14 protein-coding genes are annotated in these 16,914 nt (G+C 70.9%); 3 read left to right on the forward strand and 11 right to left on the reverse strand.

Features of this window, described 5'->3' with window-relative positions; translation table 11 throughout:
* The first annotated feature begins 42 nt into the window (after nucleotides 1-42).
* A complete protein-coding gene (locus tag ACWDRB_RS01930) occupies nucleotides 43-1,992 on the forward strand; it encodes a PQQ-binding-like beta-propeller repeat protein (protein ID WP_449891484.1) in 1,950 nt (649 codons plus the stop codon).
* Here the strand turns inward: ACWDRB_RS01930 and ACWDRB_RS01935 are convergent.
* From ACWDRB_RS01935 to ACWDRB_RS01955, 5 genes are all read right to left on the reverse strand, one after another.
* Nucleotides 1,989-2,885 (reverse strand): dihydrodipicolinate synthase family protein, encoded by an 897-nt coding sequence (locus tag ACWDRB_RS01935; RefSeq protein WP_449891485.1) that lies wholly within the window; start codon nucleotides 2,883-2,885, stop codon nucleotides 1,989-1,991. The two genes, ACWDRB_RS01930 and ACWDRB_RS01935, sit on opposite strands and share 4 nt — an antisense overlap.
* A gap of 10 nt (nucleotides 2,886-2,895) precedes the next feature.
* Entirely contained in the window at nucleotides 2,896-3,762 is an 867-nt protein-coding gene (locus tag ACWDRB_RS01940; RefSeq protein ID WP_350722559.1) for a carbohydrate ABC transporter permease, read from the reverse strand.
* The gene (locus ACWDRB_RS01945) at nucleotides 3,759-4,628 is read right to left on the reverse strand and encodes a carbohydrate ABC transporter permease (protein ID WP_449891486.1); all 870 of its coding nucleotides are present in this window, start codon (nucleotides 4,626-4,628) and stop codon (nucleotides 3,759-3,761) included. The genes ACWDRB_RS01940 and ACWDRB_RS01945 overlap by 4 nt, the downstream gene beginning before the upstream one ends.
* A 32-nt stretch (nucleotides 4,629-4,660) precedes the next feature.
* On the reverse strand, nucleotides 4,661-5,902 hold the full coding sequence (locus tag ACWDRB_RS01950) for an extracellular solute-binding protein (RefSeq protein ID WP_350722563.1): 1,242 nt from the start codon (nucleotides 5,900-5,902) through the stop codon (nucleotides 4,661-4,663).
* Nucleotides 5,903-5,989: 87 nt separating this feature from the next.
* Entirely contained in the window at nucleotides 5,990-7,141 is a 1,152-nt protein-coding gene (locus ACWDRB_RS01955) for a DegT/DnrJ/EryC1/StrS family aminotransferase (RefSeq protein WP_449891487.1), read from the reverse strand.
* Nucleotides 7,142-7,200: 59 nt separating this feature from the next.
* Between ACWDRB_RS01955 and ACWDRB_RS01960 the strand changes: the two genes are divergently transcribed.
* Entirely contained in the window at nucleotides 7,201-8,406 is a 1,206-nt protein-coding gene (locus ACWDRB_RS01960) for a hypothetical protein (RefSeq protein ID WP_449891488.1), read from the forward strand.
* A 411-nt stretch (nucleotides 8,407-8,817) separates the two neighbouring features.
* Here the strand turns inward: ACWDRB_RS01960 and ACWDRB_RS01965 are convergent, their stop codons facing one another.
* The 5 genes from ACWDRB_RS01965 to ACWDRB_RS01985 all read right to left on the reverse strand — a co-directional run bounded on the left by ACWDRB_RS01965 (nucleotide 8,818) and on the right by ACWDRB_RS01985 (nucleotide 15,728).
* Nucleotides 8,818-9,873 (reverse strand): dihydrodipicolinate synthase family protein, encoded by a 1,056-nt coding sequence (locus tag ACWDRB_RS01965; RefSeq protein WP_449891489.1) that lies wholly within the window; start codon nucleotides 9,871-9,873, stop codon nucleotides 8,818-8,820.
* Nucleotides 9,874-9,938: 65 nt separating this feature from the next.
* Nucleotides 9,939-10,946, reverse strand: a complete 1,008-nt coding sequence (locus ACWDRB_RS01970; protein ID WP_449891490.1) for an NAD-dependent epimerase/dehydratase family protein — start codon at nucleotides 10,944-10,946, stop codon at nucleotides 9,939-9,941.
* Nucleotides 10,947-11,029: 83 nt separating this feature from the next.
* Nucleotides 11,030-11,914, reverse strand: coding sequence for a Gfo/Idh/MocA family protein (locus ACWDRB_RS01975; RefSeq protein ID WP_449891491.1), 885 nt, complete (start codon nucleotides 11,912-11,914; stop codon nucleotides 11,030-11,032).
* Nucleotides 11,915-11,926: 12 nt separating this feature from the next.
* Nucleotides 11,927-13,735 carry a hydantoinase B/oxoprolinase family protein gene (locus ACWDRB_RS01980; RefSeq protein ID WP_449891492.1) on the reverse strand — a complete coding sequence of 603 codons (1,809 nt, stop codon included), beginning with the start codon at nucleotides 13,733-13,735 and terminating at the stop codon, nucleotides 11,927-11,929.
* Nucleotides 13,728-15,728, reverse strand: coding sequence for a hydantoinase/oxoprolinase family protein (locus ACWDRB_RS01985; RefSeq protein ID WP_449891493.1), 2,001 nt, complete (start codon nucleotides 15,726-15,728; stop codon nucleotides 13,728-13,730). The genes ACWDRB_RS01980 and ACWDRB_RS01985 overlap by 8 nt, the downstream gene beginning before the upstream one ends.
* Before the next feature lie 65 nt (nucleotides 15,729-15,793).
* Between ACWDRB_RS01985 and ACWDRB_RS01990 the strand changes: the two genes are divergently transcribed.
* A complete protein-coding gene (locus ACWDRB_RS01990; RefSeq protein ID WP_449891767.1) occupies nucleotides 15,794-16,504 on the forward strand; it encodes a thymidine kinase in 711 nt (236 codons plus the stop codon).
* Here ACWDRB_RS01990 and ACWDRB_RS01995 read toward each other — a convergent pair.
* Nucleotides 16,476-16,880 carry a MarR family winged helix-turn-helix transcriptional regulator gene (locus tag ACWDRB_RS01995; RefSeq protein WP_350722579.1) on the reverse strand — a complete coding sequence of 135 codons (405 nt, stop codon included), beginning with the start codon at nucleotides 16,878-16,880 and terminating at the stop codon, nucleotides 16,476-16,478. The two genes, ACWDRB_RS01990 and ACWDRB_RS01995, sit on opposite strands and share 29 nt — an antisense overlap.
* Nucleotides 16,881-16,914 lie beyond the last annotated feature (34 nt).

The following is a 16,914-nucleotide window of genomic DNA, read 5'->3' on the forward strand; positions in this document are numbered from 1 at the left end:
CGTTATAGCGTGCGGCCCAAACTTCACCAAGGGAGCCCGCGCATGATCCCCCGCCGTCGTTTCCTCCAGGCGGCCGCCGCGACCACGGCGGCCGCCACGTTCACGACCACGCCGGCCCGCGCCGCGACCCACCAAAAAGCCCAGCCCGAGGGCACCCTCACCGACCTGGGGCCGGCGAGCGTCGCCAGCCCGCTGGGCAACGGCGAGTTCGTCGGCGGCGTGCTCTACGCCGGCTCGCGCGGCCTGTCGCCCAACGTGGTCGGCGCGTTCGACCTCGGCCAGGATTCGGTCACGACCCATTTCGACATCCCGACCGGCGTGGGCATCTGGGCGATGTGCAAGGTCGGCACCGACGTCTACGTCGGCACCCACGCGAGATCCGACCTGTACAAGATCGACACGATCGCCGGCCAGGTCACCAAGGTCGCCGAATACCCCGACCACTACATCTGGACCATGGCCTCCTCCCCCGACGGCAAGGTCTACCTGGGCACGTCGGAGCCCGGCCGCGTCTGGGAGTACGACCCGGCCACCGGCACCAGCCGCGACCTGGGCCAGCCCGCCCCCGGCGAGGCGTACGTCCGCAGCATCCAGGCCGACGACACGTACGTGTACGCCGGGATCGGCGCCAACGCCCACCTGATCGCGATCGACCGCAGGACCGGCGAGAAGCGCGAGCTCCTGCCGTCCGCCGTGGCCGACCGCGACTGGGTCTCCAGCATGGGCATGTCGGAGACCCACCTGGCCGGCGGCATGAACTCGCTGGGCGAGCTGCTCGTCCTGGAGAAGGCCGCGCCGCAGAACTACAAGGTCGTCAAGGCCACCGCGGCCGGCGAGAAGTACATCGTCGCGGTCCTGATCCACGACGGGTACGTCTACTTCGCCGGCCGCCCCTCCGGCACGTTCTACCGCTACCACCTGGCCACGGAGAAGCTGGAGGTCCTCGGCGTCCCCTACTTCGAGGCCCTGACCCACCGCATCCTGGCCCACGAGGGCCGGATCTACGGCATCCAGGACAGCGCGGTCTTCGTCTACGACCCGGCGACCGGCTCGCTCGACTACGTCAACCTCGTCCAGCGCGGCTTCAAGGCGGCACCCGAGGAGCCGATGTCCGTGCACTCCGACGGCCGGCGCGTCTACGTCGGCGGCAAGGGCGGCGCCGACGTCCACGACCTGGAGACCGGCAAGGTGACCCGGCTGGGCATCTCGGGCGAGCCGAAGACGCTGCTCACCGTCGGCGACACCACGTACCTGGGCATCTACACCCAGGCGGCCCTGTACGCGCACCGCCGCGGGAAGACCGAGGCCGACCTGATCGCCCGCACCGGCAACCAGCAGGACCGCCCGCGCGACCTCGCCTACGACGCCACGACGGGCCTGATCGTGATGCCCACCCAGCCGGAGCCCGGCCACATGAACGGCGCGCTCTCCCTGTACTCGCCCCGGAAGGGCACGTACGAGACCTACCGGCCGGTGGTCGAGCGCCAGACCGTCTACTCGGTCGTCGCCCGGCACGGCGTCGCCTACCTGGGCACCCTCATCCAGGAGGGCCTCGGCCTGCCGCCGGTCACGACGACCGCCCGCCTGGCCGCGTTCGACCTGCGCACGCGCAAGCTGCTCTGGCAGCTGGAGCCGATCCCCGGCGCCCGCATGATCTCCTCGCTCGCCCTCGGCAGGAACGGCACCCTGTACGGGATGGCGAGCACGGGCGAGGTGTTCGAGTTCGACCTGCGGAGCAGGAAGGTCACCAGGACGATCAAGGTCGGGACGAAGGGCGGCGAGCTGTTCGTCACCGGCCGGGTGGCGTACTGCACGGACGGCGGCTCGATCTACAAGATCGACCTGGTCGCGTTCACGTCGAAGGCCATCGTGGAAGGGCTGGCCGGGCAGTGGTTCGGCGGCGAGCCCAAGCTGGCGCTCGACCCCTCCCGCCGGGCCCTGTACGCGGTGCGCGCCCGCAACCTCGTCCGGGTGGCCATCGCCGGCCGCTAATGAGCCGCCTGGCTCATCGCGACGATCACGGCCCGCTCCTCCGCCGGGAGGGGCGGGCCGTACGGGTCATGGGAATGCGTCTCGGGCACGCGCCCCTCGGCGGCGGCCAGCCAGAGCATGCGCTGCACGTAGCCCTCCATGGGCTCGGTGAACGTGACCTGCGCCAGCCGGTCCAGCCGCCCGGACGCCTCCTCGAACGCGCGCAGGTCCTTGCCCGCGAACGCCTCCAGGACCGCGGCGGTCACCCCGACGCTCGCCGCGGCGATGCCGACCAGGGCCGCCTCGGCCCCCCACAGCAGGGACGGGCCGAACATGCGGTCCTCCCCCGTGATCGCCAGCCGGTCCGCCTCCCTGGCCAGCGCGATGGCGCGCTGGCAGCCCATCGCGTCCGACAGCAGCGCCGTCTTCAGCCCCGCCACGCCGGGATGCGCCAGCAGCTCGCGCAGCGTTCCGGCCGGGCACGGGCGCGTGTAGAGGTCGAACGCGATCATCGGCAGCCGGGCCGCCCGCCACACCTCCTCGTGCAGCGCCACCCGGTCACCCTCCGACGGGAAGACGAGCACGCCGTCCGCGCCCAGCTCGGCCGCCACCCGCGCCTGGGCCGCCGGGTCCTCCGCCCCGCCGCCCACGCCGGCCAGCACCGGGACTCCCCCTTTACCGGCGCAGGCGACCGCGCGCTCGATGACGGCGGCGCGGACGTCGGGGGCGAGGTACGGGCCGCGGCCCGTGTGGGCGAGCACGGCCAGGCCGGTGGCGCCGTCGGCCACCAGACCGGCGAGGTAACGGGAGACCAGGTCGAGGTCCACCTCGCCGGACGCGGTCATGGGGGTGGCCGCGGCGGGGATCAGCGCGCCGCGGAGCCGGTCACGAAGGTTTCGTACAGCGATGTCCACCCGCACGACCCTATTTCAGGCCGGTCATCGCGATGCTGTTGACCAGGTACCGCTGCAGCAGGAAGAACACCAGCAGGCACGGCACCACCGACACGGCCGCCGAGGACATGAGCACCGACAACTGCAGTTCCTCGGTCCGCAGCGTGGTCAGCCCGACGGTCAGCGTACGGGTGGCGTCGCTCTGGCCGACGACCAGCGGCCACAGGAAGTCGTTCCAGTGCCACAGGAACACGAACACGCCCAGCGTCGCCAGGATCGGCCTGGTCAGCGGCACCACGATCGTCCAGTAGACCCGCCACTCCGAGGCCCCGTCGACCTTGGCCGCGTCGAACAGCTCGTCCGGCAGCCCCAGGATGAACTGCCGCATCAGGAAGACGGCCTGCGAGTTCGCCAGCGTCGGCACGATCAGGCCCCAGAACGTGTCCACCCCGTCCAGGCTGTTGACCAGCACGAACGTCGGGATGAGCGTGGCCTGGAACGGCACCATCATGGTGGCGAGGAACGTCCAGAACATGGCCTCGCGGCCGGGGAAGCGCTTCTTGGCGAACGCGTACCCGGCCATGGACGAGGTGAGCAGGATGATCACCACGGAGACCACGGCGTAGATCAGCGAGTTGATCGTCCACGTGACGAACCCCGACGACTCCAGCACCCGCGCGATGTTGTCGAGCGTGAGCGAGTCCGGCCACCGGGCCGGCACGGTCGGCCGGCCCGCCGGCGAGAGCGCCACGATGAACATCGCCACGAACGGGCTCACGGTCAGCACGGACAGCACCGCGAGCAGGGCGGCCAGCGGCCACTTGCCCCGCCACCACCGGCGGCGGGCCGCGCGGGCCGTCCGCACCTCGGTGACGGGCCGGGACGCGGTGATCGTCATGTTGTGTTCCCCCGATCCAGGAAGCGGCGCTGGACCAGCGACACGATCAGCACGATCGCGAACAGCACCATGCCCCACGTGGCGGCGTAGCCGAAGTCGAACGATCGGAAGCCGTGGTCGTAGATGCCGAAGATGAGCGTGTAGGTGGCCCTGGCCGGGCCGCCGCCCGTCATCACGTACACGGTGTCGAAGGTCTGGAAGGCGCTGATCGTCTCGATCACCACGACGAAGAAGATCGTGGGCTTGAGCAGCGGCAGCGTGATCCTGCGGAACCGCTGCCACGCGCTCGCCCCATCCACCGTGGCCGCCTCCAGGTAGGAGGACGGGATCGACTTCAGCCCGGCCAGCAGGATCAGCATCGAGTAGCCGAACCCCTTCCACACCGACACGACGGCCAGCGCGGGCAGGATCACGGCCGACTGCTCCAGGAACGCCACCGGGCCGAGGTCCGCCTTGGCCAGCAGGCCGTTGATCAGCCCGTCGAACTCGTAGATCCAGCGCCAGATGATGCCCGCCAGTACGAAGCTGGTCACGTACGGCAGGAACAGCATGCCGCGGAACAGCCCGCGCATGAAGACCACCTGGTTGAGCAGCAGCGCCGTGCCGAGCGCGACGAGCAGCGTGAGCGGCACGTAGATCGCCACGTACACGAGCGTGACCCGCAGGCTCAACCAGAAGTTCACGTCGTCGAGCAGCCGGGCGTAGTTGTCCGTGCCGATGAATTCCCAGTCGCCGCCGATGTTCCAGTTCGTCAGGCTCATCCCCGCCGCGCCGAGCGACGGGAAGATCCGGAAGATCAGGAACAGCACGAGCACGGGCAGCACGAACAGCAGGCCGGTGACCGGGTCACGCAGGCGTTGGCGCACCAGGTGTTTCCTTTCTGGCGGTGTGCGGGGGCTCAGCCGGTGCCGAGCAGCTGGTTGGCCTCCTTGGCGGCCGCGTCGAGCGCGGTCTTGGCGTCCTCCTTGCCGAGCAGCGCCGCCTGGATGTGCGGCGCGAGCACGCCCATGACCTGGCGGGCCTTGGGGTGGGTGTCGCCGGGGAAGGCGTACTGCAGGGACTTGGCGAACTCCTTGGAGGCCGCCGACTGGTCGGGCACGGTCACGTCCGTGCGGGCGGGGAAGAAGCCCGACTCCTTGGCCAGCCCGCCGGACACCTCGGGCGAGGCCAGGTAGGTGGCGAACTTCTTGGCGGCGTCCTTGCTCTCGGAGTGCTTGGCCAGCACCAGGGCGCCGGGGATGCCGAACGCGACCCGCTTGGTCCCTTCGAGCGGCAGGCCGATGCCGACGTTGTCGGCACCGATGGCGGCGCCGAGCTGGTCGGCCATGCCCGCGGTGGCCGCGTGGTACATGGCGGTCTTGCCGGCGGCCAGCGGGCCGCCCTCGATGTCGTTGGCCTTGCTCGCGGTGTTCTCCGGCAGCCCGCCCACGGCCTTCAGGTCGAGCAGGAACTGCAGGCTGGCCACGCCCTCCTGGCCGTTGAAGGCGACGCTCTTGCCGTCGGCGGAGAAGACCGTGCCGCCGTTGGCCCACAGGATCGGGTAGAAGCTCTGGTTGAGGCTGACGTCGGGCTTGCCCGGGTAGTCCAGTACGGCGACCTTCTTGGCGGCCAGCTTGGGCGCGGCCTCCTTCAGCTCCGCCAGCGTCTCCGGCACCTTCTCGACGCCCGCGTCGGCGAACAGCTTCTTGTTGTAGATGGGCGCGGTGATCGTCTGGTAGATCGGCACGCCGTACAGCTTGCCGTTGACGGTGAGAGCGGCCAGGGAGTTGGGCAGGTAGGAGGACTTGGCCGGGGCGACGATGTCGTCCACCGCCTCGACCGTGCCCTGCTGGGCGTACTGGGGGATCTGGTCGGGACCGAGCACCACCAGGTCGAAGCCCTTCTTCGAGACCAGTGCGGTGGTGACCTTCTCCTGGCGGCCCTCCCAGGGCTGCTGGTCGATCTTGATGTCGATCGTGGGGTTGGCGGTCTCGAAGTCCTTCTCCACCTTGCCCCAGAACGCCTGGGCCTTGGCCTGGTCTCCGATGACGGGATACATCCACAGGGTCACGGTGCTCTTGTCCGAGCCGCTGCTGGATCCGCACCCGGCGGCCGCGAGGCTCAGGGCGGCCGCGAGGCCGACTGCCGCTGCCTTCTTCATCGGCGGCTTCCTTTCAACTAATACCGGTCCTGACCGAAACCTAATGAGCGCGTCTTGACCGGGTCAATCCCTGATACATGAACGTAACTACGGTCGAGCCCGAAATTTCGTGATTTCCTGGGCGATCAGCTCGACGTGCTCGGGGGTGTAGGCCTCGTTCCAGTCGATGACCAGCAGCGTACGGTCCACCATGAGCTCCGCCTGCGGGCAGGGGTTGGGCCGGTAGTCCTCGAGCGGATAGCGGGAGGAGCCGTAGATGGCAGCGTCCCACACGGGCGCCCTGTTCAGCGGCTCGGCGAGGTAGCCGGCCCGCGCCGGGATCCCGGCCGCGGCCAGGTGGGCGGCCAGCTCGGGCGCGTCGCCGTCCGGGCACACGATCGGGAACAACCACCAGGCGTGGCCGTCCGGGCGCGGCAGGCGCACCCCTGGGAGGCCCTTCAGCGCGTCCAGGAGCAGTCCGGCCGTGCTGCGGCGGGCCGCGACAACGCCGGGGAGTTTCGCGAGCTGAGCGCGTGCCACGGCGGCCTGGAGCTCGGTCATGCGGTAGTTGATCCCGAAGGCGGCGTGCGACCGGCCGGCCGCGCGATCCCAGCCCTTGTCCGAGAACAGCCGCATCCGCCTGGCCAGCTCGTCGTCGTCGGTGATCGCCACCCCGCCGTCGCCGCAGGTGATGTGCTTCCACTGCTGCAGGCTGAGGCAGCCGACCTGGCCCACCGTGCCCGCGAGCCCGCCGCCGGGCAGCTCGGTCAGCCAGGCCTGCGCGCAGTCCTCGATCAGCGTCAGGCCGCGCTCGTCGGCGAGCGCGCGCAGCTCGCCGACCCTGGCCGGCGCGCCGAACAGGTGGACCGCCATGATCGCCTTCGTACGGGGGCCGATGAGCGCGGCCACCGCGTCCGGATCGAGATTGCCGTCGGAGGGATCCACATCGGCGAAGACAGGGACGGCGTTCTGCGCCAAGATGGGGGCCACGGTCCCGAAATCCGTGATCGGGGTCGTGATGATCTCGTCTCCGGGGTCCGGCGCGGCCGCGACGACCGACAGGTGGAGGGCCGCGGTGCCGGAGCTGCAGGTGATCGCGTGACGGGAGCCGTAGACTCGGGCGATCTCACGCTCCAGCGCCCGCGCCTCGGTCCCCCAGACGGAGTTGAGCATGCCCGAGCGGATCACCCGCTCGGCGGCGGCCACCTCCTCGTCGCCGAGCGTACGGCCGTCCGCTTCTGCCATGGACGGGAACTTCACCGGGCACCTCACAAGATATGATTGCGGTCTTGACCGAAAATAGCGAGAGGGAGGCGTGGGTGGGAATCGTCATCGGGGTCGTCGGCCCGCACGACCTGGTCGACGACGTCGCGGCCGTCTGCGAGGAGCAGCCGGGCGTCAGCACGCTGCGCCTCGACTACGACCACGAGTCTCAGGCGCCCGCGATCGTCGAGGCGCACGCCTCCTCCGTGGAGGGGTGGCTGTTCACCGGCATAGTGCCCTACATGCTCTCGCGTGACGCCGACGCGCTCACCCGCCCGGCGGCGTTCGTCGACTACTCGGGTGCGACGCTGCTCAGCGCCCTCGTACGCCTCCAGCACGAGGGCCAGGACATCACCCGGCTGTCGATCGACACGCTGTCGGCCGCCGACGTCCAGACCACGTTCGCCGAGGCCGGGCTGCCCACCGGCGATCTGCGCACGCTGCCGTACCGGCCGGAGATGACCTCCAAGAAGGCCGTCACCTTCCACCGGAAGGGGCCCGCGCACGCGGTGATCACCTGCCTGAGCTCCGTGCACGAGGCCCTGCGCGACGAGCGCCACGTGCTGCGCCTGGTGCCCTCCGTCCATTCGGTACGGGTGGCGCTGCGCCAGCTCATGCTGACCGCCGAGGGCCAGGCGCAGGAGGACGCCCAGATCGCGATCGGGCTCGTCGAGGTGGCCAACGAGGAGGGCCTGCTGCGCGAGGCCACGGCGCTCGGCGGCACCCTGGCGGCCTTCCGCGGCGGCACGCACCTGCTGGTGACGACCCGCGGCCCGCTCCACGACGCCACGGGCGGCTTCACCGGGCTGCCCATGCTGGCGCGGCTGGCCGGCCAGAACGACGTCGTACGCGTCGGCTTCGGCCTGGGCCGCAGCGCGGCGGAGGCCGAGAGCCTGGCCCGCCGCGCCCTGGCCAGGGCCCGCCGGATCGGCGAGGTGGCCGCGGTCCTGTCGCTGCGGGCGGACACGGACATCGTCCTGGAGTCGGTCACCCCGGCGCCCACGGGGGCGCAGAACCTGTCGGTCATCGCCCGCCGCGTCGGCCTGTCGGTGCCCACGCTGGAGAAGCTCCTGGAGGCGCGGGCGGCGGCGGGGGACGAGCCGCTGACGACCCGGGAGATCGCCGAACGGCTGGCCGTCCAGCAGCGCACGGCCCGGCGCATGCTTCATCGGCTGGAGCTCGCGGGCCTGGCGGAGCGCACCGGCAACCTCACCAGCGGCTCCAGCGGCCGCCCCCTGACCCTCTACCGCCTGACCCTCTGACCGTTCCTCGACGCCGAGCGGGAGTGAGTCCCACGCAGCGGCACGCCCCGAACGGTCTTGGGCGCACTGGTCCCCCACGTACAACCCTGGGCGGCGACGCACGTCCCGCGTGCGGTCCGATCCAGAGCGGCAGGCTCCCTGACGACCTGGGCCACACCGACGCGGCCAGAGGCAGCCGGGGAGGCCCCGGCCCATCGCACCGGTGGAACGGGGGCCCCGGAAGCCGACACCGCATCGTGCGCACCAGATCGCACACGCAACGTACACGCACCGTTTCAAACTGTCAACGCAAACACTCACTCAAGCGACCTCGTGTACACGGGAATGCCTTCCTCAACGAACAGTTCCAACCCCCACGGGCCAGACGCAGCGGCGGCGGGCGTGGGGGTGGCGGGGAGGAGGGGCATGGGGTCAGGAGAGCCAGCGGTCGAGCCCGGCCGAGACGAAGTCGTCGTCCCGGAGCCACGGATACGCGCCCCAGATCCGGTCGATCTCCGTGAGCTGCCCCGGTGAAAGCTCCTCCGCCGGGTCCAGGCACCACCGCCCCGCCAAGAGCCCCTGCCGCCGCAGCACCTCGTGGATGCCCGGAATGCACCCATGGAACCCGTTGGCCGAGTCGAAGATGGCCGCGTTGGCATCCGTCAGGTGCCCGTCCAGCGTGAGCAGCCGCCGTACCACCGCGTCGTCCCCGCCCCGGGCGAGCTTGGCCTCCTCAAGCAGTTCCACGGCCCGCCGCACCCACACGGCCCACTGCCCGAGCAGCCCGCCGACGAACTCGACCTCCACCTCGCGCCCGTCCACGACCACCCGGTGCGAGGTGATGAGGTCGGCCAGGATGTGGTCGTCGTTGCCCGTGTAGAGCGCCACTTCGCCGGCCCGCCCCGCCCGTACGACGCCGTGCAGCACGTCCAGCGTGCGATAGCGGTCGAAGGGCGCGACCTTGATGCCGACGACGGACTCCACGGCGGCCAGCCGCGTCCAGAAGTCACGGGACAGGGTGCGCCCGCCCACCGCGGGCTGCAGGTAGAAGCCGATCACCGGCAGCACCTCGCCCACGGCCCTGGCCCGCTCGATGAGGGCGTTCTCGTCGAGCTCCCGGTAGGGGCTCAGCAGCACCATGTGGTAGCCGAGCGACCTGGCCAGCTCCGCCTCGGCCACCGCCTGGGCGGTGGGCCCGGTCGCCCCGGCCACCAGCACCACCTCGCGCTCGACCTCCTTGGCGGTGCGGGCCGCCAGTTCGAGCACGGGCGGCAGCAGGCCGGTGCCGTGGATGGCGAACTGCGTCGTGTGCACGCCCACCGCCAGCCCGCCCGCGCCCGCCTCGACGTAGTAGCGGGTCAGCGCCCGCTGGCGGCGCTCGTCCAGCTTCCTGTCCTCGGTGAGCGCGAGCGGGTGCGCCGGGATCACCAGGCCGCGCCTGAACAGGTCACGAACGGACGTCTGCGCCTGTGGAGCCGTGCTGAGCACGTGAGGTCCCCCTTGGTGTTTGTCGGTGTGGGCGGGCAGAGTGGTGGGTAGGGTGCCGGAGCCGGTCAGAAACGGCCGTCACGGCGTTCGAACTTGGTGGGTTTGCCGAGCAGCGGCCCGCCGTCGGCCACCCATCGCGCCGTGTGCTCGATGAGCTCGGCGGGCGTGAGCTCGGGGTAGCCGAACAGGCGGTGGCAGCGCCCCGCGTTCGACAGCAGCGCGGTCGGCGCCTCCTCCCCGGTGAACACGGGCTCCTTGCCCAGCGCCGCGCCGAGGTCCAGGGCGATCCGCCGCACGGAGAGCAGCTCGGGCCCGGTCACGTTGAGGAGGTACGGCGGCGCGGAGGCCAGGGCCAGCGACCGGAGCGTGACCTCGTTCGCGTAGCCCTGCCAGACCACGTTCACCTGGCCCGTCGACAGGTCGACGGGCTCCCCGGCGAGGATCTTCTGCGCCAGGTCGATGAGCACGCCGTAGCGCAGCTCGACCGCGTAGTTGAGGCGGACGAGCGACAGCGGCGTGCCGTACGTCTCGGAGAAGTGCGTCAGCACCCGCTCGCGCCCCAGGCAGCTCATGGCGTAGTCGCCCACGGGCCCCGTCGGGGAGTCCTCCGTGCTGCCGCCGCCGGCGACGGGGACGAGCGGGTAGACGTTCCCGGTGGACAGGGCGGCGATCCGGCTGTGCCGGAAGCGGTCGGCGACCCTCCCGGGCAGGTACGCGTTGGTGAACCAGGTGGCGTGCTCACGCCCCTGCGTGCCGAACTTGGCGCCGACCAGGAAGACCACGTTCGGCGCGTCGGGCAGGTCGCGCAGCGCCTGCTCGTCGGCCACGTCGGCGGACACCACCGTCGCGCCGTCCTCGGCCAGCGACTCGGCGAGCCCCGGCTCGGAGAAGCGCGAGACCGCGATGATCCGCCGGTCCCCGTTCGTGGCGTTGAGGGCCAGCCGTACCAGGCTCGGCCCCAGCTTGCCGCCGGCGCCCAGGATCAGGATGTCGCCGTCGAGCCCGCTGAGATCGTCCACCAGCCCGGCGCTGGGCCGGGCCAGTCGCTCCTCGAGTTCCGCTGTCGTGCGCACGCGGGCATCTCCTCCGTCTGTTATTTACGGTCCAGACCGTAACTGTCGCAGACTTCGGCTGTCAACGGGTACGCACAACTGGGTCAGGCGACCTCACGGGCTGTGACCAGCACATCGAGGATCGCCCTGGTCTGCTCCCACGGCACCGGGCTGGGCGCGCCGCGCACCATGGAGAGGAACGCGTCGATCGTCCCCTCGTACCCGAGCCCCTTGACCGGGTCGTCGCCGCTCTCGATCACGATCGACTCGGAGCCGTCGCGCCTGTGCACGGTGACGGTGTAGGCCTCACCCTCGGAGACGCCGAGGATCTCCACCGTCCCCGTGACGCCGCTCCCCCACCGCAGCGCCATCACGCCGGTGTCCTCGGAGCGCAGGCCCTGGTAGTGCCGCTTGGCCCCGGCGGCGCCCACCAGCCGCACGTCCGGCCCCAGCAGGGCGACCAGCAGCTCGACGCCGTGGATGCCCATGGTCACCATGGTCCCGCCGCCCTCGCCGGGCGTGTCCTGCCAGGCGTTGTAGCCGTCGGCCCACAACCCCACGTCGTGCCGTACGGTGGCCCGCACGGCCAGCACCTCGCCGGGATCGACCCGGACCCCGGCGAACGCGGGGGCGAACCTCAGCACCGAGCTCGACAGCACCCGGTCGCCGATCGCCAGCCGGTCGAGCGCGTCGAGCTGGACCCGGCTGGCGGCGGCCGGCTTGTTCACGAAACAGGGGGCGCCGGTCTCCAGGACCCGGGCCAGCGCCTCGGGCACCTGCGGGTTGGGGACGGTCAGCACCACGCCGTCGGGCCCGGTGGCCAGCGCCTCGCCGAGGCTGCCGGCCACCTTCGCCGTCGGGTGCTGGCCGGTGAAGCGCCGCAGCCGCTCGGGGTCCTGCTCCCACACCACCAGGTCCGCGTGGCGGGCCAGGGTGTGGGCGTCGGTGTACGGATGGCTGGTGGCCAGCCCGGCCAGGACAATGCGCACGACGGAATCTCCCTAAAGCTCGTCCACCTCGGCATACGCGCGTCCGCCCGAGAGCTTCGCGTACCCGGGCCCACGGTCGAAGAAGCGGTCGCCCGGAGGGCGCAGTCGGGCGCGCAGCTCGGCGGTGCCCTGCTCGTCGATGCGGTCGCCGTCGAGCACCACGCCGTAGTCGCCCAGCGCGCCCGCGATCGACACCTTCCCGTCCCGCACGTCGGCGGCCACCGAGCGGGGGTCGCGGTCGTACGGGGAGCCCCAGCCGCCGCCCCCGGTCGTACGGATGCGGATCAGCTCACCGGCCTGCACCGGATGGTCGTCGACCAGGCCCTCCATCTCCTTGCCCGCGATCTCCACCCGGAACGGCCGCCCCGCGAGGCCGCCGTTGACGCCCCAGCAGGACAGGATCGAGCGGTCGGCGATCGACATGTAGGAGGCGTCCCTGAGCATCCTGATGTGCTTGTCGTAGCCCAGCCCGCCCCTGAACATGCCGGGCCCGCCGGAGTCGCAGGCCAGCGCCAGCCGCTCCACCCGGAACGGCCAGCGCGCCTCGGCGAACTCCACCGGGATGTTGCGCGAGTCGGGCACCACGTGGATGGTGTCCTCGCCGTCGGCGTACCAGCGCCCGCCCGAGCCGCCGCCCAGGACCTCGCGCATCAGGTACGGCTGGTCGTCGGCGTCCGCGCCGTACACGCCGGTGTAGCGGATGGTCTCCTGATCGGCGGGCATGCGGCCGTTCGTGGCCTTGGCCAGCACGCCGGCGAGCACGCCGAGCAGGCGCAGGATGACGAACGTGCGGGCGTTCGTGGGGGCCGGGAAGACCGGGGTGAGCAGGGTGCCCTTCTCCGGGAAGATCATCTTGATGAGGGGCACGACGCCCTCGTTGACGTCCAGCTCGGCCATCCGCTCGGGCGTGTCGGCCAGGTTGCGCAGCACCGGGGCCAGCCACTTCTTCAGGAACACGCCGTCGGCGTAGTCGCCCGCGTGGTTGATCGGCCCCTTGGCCTGCGGCGACGTGCCGGTGAAGTCGATCGTGAGCGGGGAGTCGGCGGCGTGGTCGACGGTGAGCGTGATGCGCTGGGCGTGCAGGCGGGGCTCGTCCACGCCGTCGTGCTCGGCGTAGTCCTCCCACACGTACGTCCCCTCGGGGATCTTGGCCAGCAGCTCCCTGCGGAACGTCTCGGTGGTCTTGGAGATGATCGCGTCGAAGCACTCCTCGACGGCCTGCCTGCCGTACCGGTCGAACAGCTCGCCCAGCCGCCGCGCCCCCATCAGGCAGGCCGAGCACTCGGCGTCGAGGTCGCCGGCCAGCGAGTCGGGCATGCGGGAGTTGCGGGTCATGATGCGCAGCGCGGCCTCGTTCGGCACGCCCTGGTCCCACAGCTTGATCGGCGGCACCATCAGGCCCTCTTCGAACACCGACCGGGCGTGCGAGGGCATGGAGCCGGGCACGGACCCGCCGATGTCGTCGTGGTGGCCGAACGCCTGCACGAACGCCACGACGGCGCCCTCGTGGAAGACGGGCACGGTCACGCACAGGTCGGGCAGGTGGCCGATGCCGCCCTCGGAGAGGTAGACGTCGTTGTGGAAGTACACGTCGCCGGGCTTCATCGTCTCGACCGGGAAGTCGCGCACCACCGGCTGGACGAGCGCGCTGTAGGAGCGGCCGGTGAGCTTGCGCAGCCGTACGTCGTGGATGCCCGCGCGGAAGTCGTGCGCGTCGCGGATCATCGGCGAGCGGGCCGTACGGGCGATGGCCGTCTCGACCTCCTTCTCGACGGACGCCAGCGTGCCCTCGACGATCTCCACCAAGATCGGATCAGTCACGGCGGACCTCCACATTTCCGTACTCGTCCACCTTCGCGGTGAAGCCTGGGTGGATCGGGATCGTCGAGCCGTACTCCTCGATCACGGCCGGCCCGGTGACCGTGGCGCCGGGGCCGAGGGCGGAGCGCTGGTGGATCGCGGTGTCGCGGGTCTCGTCGAAATGCACGGGACGCACCGAGGTGGCGCCCTCGCCGGCCTTGTCCAGGCGGCGGATGGCCGGGCGGGTGATGGGGCCGATGCCGGAGACGCGCAGGTTCACCCATTCGACGCCGTGGCGGGGGTCGTCGCGGTACGCGTACCCGTACAGCTTCTCGTGGGCCGCGTGGAAGCGGTCGACCACCTCGGCCTGCCAGTCCTCGTCGATCTCGCCCGCCGGGGCCGGCACCCGCACCTCGTACGCCTGGCCGTAGTAGCGCAGGTCGGCGCTGCGCAGGTAGACCGGGTCGTCGAAGCCCTCGCGGTCGAGCGCCTCGCCCGCCTGATGCTCCAGGTCATGGAAGATCTCGACGGCCTTGCCGAGCGAGAGGTCGCGGGTGACGTACGTACGGACGTAGTCGTTCTTGACGTCCACCGTCAGCAACCCGAACGCTGAAACGTTCCCGGGGTCGCGCGGGACGATCACGGCCGGCAGGCCGAGGATGTCGATCAGCCGGCACGCCAGCAGCGGCCCGGACCCGCCGAACGTCACCAGCGGGAAGTCACGCACGTCCAGCCCGCGCTTGACGGTGAGCTGCCTGATCGCGTTGCTCTGGTTGAACGCGCTGATCTCCAGGATGCCCGTCGCCGTCCGCTCGGGAGTGAGCCCGAGCTTGTCGGCCAGCGCCTCGATGCCGCCGCGCGCGGCGTCGGCGTCCAGCGGGATCTCGCCGCCGAGCAGGTGGGGCGGGATCCGGCCGAGGAACACGTGCGCGTCGGTGACCGTCACCTCCGTCCCACCCTTGCCGTAGCAGATGGGGCCGGGGTCGGCGCCCGCGGACCTGGGGCCGACCTTGAGCGTGCCCTCGGGCGAGATCCACGCGATCGAGCCGCCGCCCGCGCCGACGGTGATGATGTCGATCATCGGGATCTTGCACGGGTAGCGGCCCACGGAGCCCTCGGTGGTGATCGAGGGCTCGCCGTCGATCACCACGGCCACGTCGGTCGAGGTGCCACCGCCGTCCAGCGTGATCACCGACGGGTGCCCCGCCGTGGAGGCGATGAGCGCCGCGCCGAGCGCGCCCGCCGCCGGGCCCGACAGGACGGTGGTGATCGGCTGGTTGACGACCTCGCGGGCCGACAGGATGCCGCCGTTGGACTTCATGACGGAGAACGGCTTGCCGAGGCGGTTGGACAGGCTCGCGATGTAGCCGCGCATGGCGGGCTTGACGGCGGCGTCCACCAGCGTGGTGACCGAGCGCTCGTACTCGCGGTACTCGCGCAGCACGTCGCTCGACAGCGAGATCACCGCCTCCGGGTGCTCGCGCCACAGCACCTCGCGCATGCGGCGCTCGTGCTCGGGGTTGGCGTAGGAGTGCAGGAAGCAGACGCCGATCGCGTTGATCCCCTTGGCCCGGAACCAGCGGGCCACCTCCACGGCCTGCTCCTCCGAGAACGGCCACACCTCCTGCCCCAGGTGGTCGAGCCGCCCCCCGACGGTCTTCACCAGGTGCACGGGAACGATCCTGGGCGGTTTGACCCAGAAGTAGGAGTTGCCGTAGCCGTCGGGCACGCTCTGCCTGGCGATCTCCAGGACGTACTCGAAGCCCTCGGTCGTGATGAACCCGAGGTTGGAGATCCGGTCCTCGAGCAGTTGGTTCGTGGCCACCGTGGTGCCGTGGACGATCGACCCGACGTCGGTCGCGCCGAGCTTCTCGATGCCCGCGACGAACCCGTCCGCCGGGTCGGCGGGCGTCGACGGGGTCTTGGTGGTGAGGATCTCACCGGTCTCCTCGTCCACCGCGACCACGTCGGTGAAGGTTCCTCCGGTGTCCACTCCGATACGCACGCTACGCATGGCTCCTCAGCTCGGTGACCACTGTTCCTCCTGCGAACTCCAGAGGAGAAATGTCCCACGAGGTCATGGAACAAGCCAAGCCACTAAGCTGGCCCCCCGTGACTGAACTGTCTGCCTTGTCTGCCGTGCCGTCTGGCGCCCGGGATGCCGTGCTCAAGTTTTACTTCGGCCCCATGGACTGCGGGAAGTCCACCTTGGCACTCCAGATGAATTACAACCACGGACGCCAGGGTAGGCGTGGTCTGGTGCTGACCAAGCACGACCGCTCCGGCGGCCCCAAGATCACCAGCCGGATCGGCCTCGGCCTGGAGGCCATCGAGGTCGAGGACTCCCTCGACATCGTGGAACTGGTCACCTCCCACGACCGCATCGACTTCCTCATCTGCGACGAGGCCTGCTTCTACACCGTCCCGCAGATCGAGCAGCTCGCGGACCTGGTGGACGAGCACTGCGTGGACGTCTACGCGTTCGGGCTGGCCTCGGACTTCCGCTCGGTGATGTTCCCGGCGGCGCAGCGGCTGTTCGAGCTGGCGGACGAGGTGTGCCGGCTGCAGGTCGAGGTGCTGTGCTGGTGCGGCCGTCCCGGGCAGCTCAACGCCAGGGTGGTGGGCGGGGTCATGGCGCGTACGGGCGAGCAGGTCGTGATCGGCGACACCGACGCCTCGCCGGTGCGCTACCAGGTGCTCTGCCGCCGCCACCACCGCTCCGGCCGGCTCGGCGAGGGCGAGAGCCAAGGCCGGAGCGTCCTCACACCAGGCGGTCCAGCAGGTCTCTGAACAGCCGCCGATCCTCCTCCGGCAGGTCTGCCAGGAACTCCTCCTCCGCCACGCCCACGGCGCGGGTGGCGGCCTCCAGGACCTCGCGCCCGTGGCCGGTCAGCTCCACCATGTTCTTGCGCCGGTCGGCGGGATGCGGCCGGCGCCCGACGAGCTTCTTGCGCTCCAGGCCGTCCAGCAGCGCGACCATCGTCGTCCGGTCGATGCCCAGCCGCTGGGCGGCCTCCAGCTGGGAGAGCGGCTCCGGCGTGCGGAGCACCGACATGACCCCGAACTCCCGCCCGTCGATCTCGTACGGCTCCAGCGCCGGCCCCGTCAGCTCCCCCAGGCGCAGGTTGGCGTGCTTGAGCAGGTAACCGAGGCGACGTCGCGACACGCCTCGATTGTCACACAACCCTTTCGCCGGACGG

The organism is Nonomuraea sp. NPDC003707, from assembly GCF_053587055.1.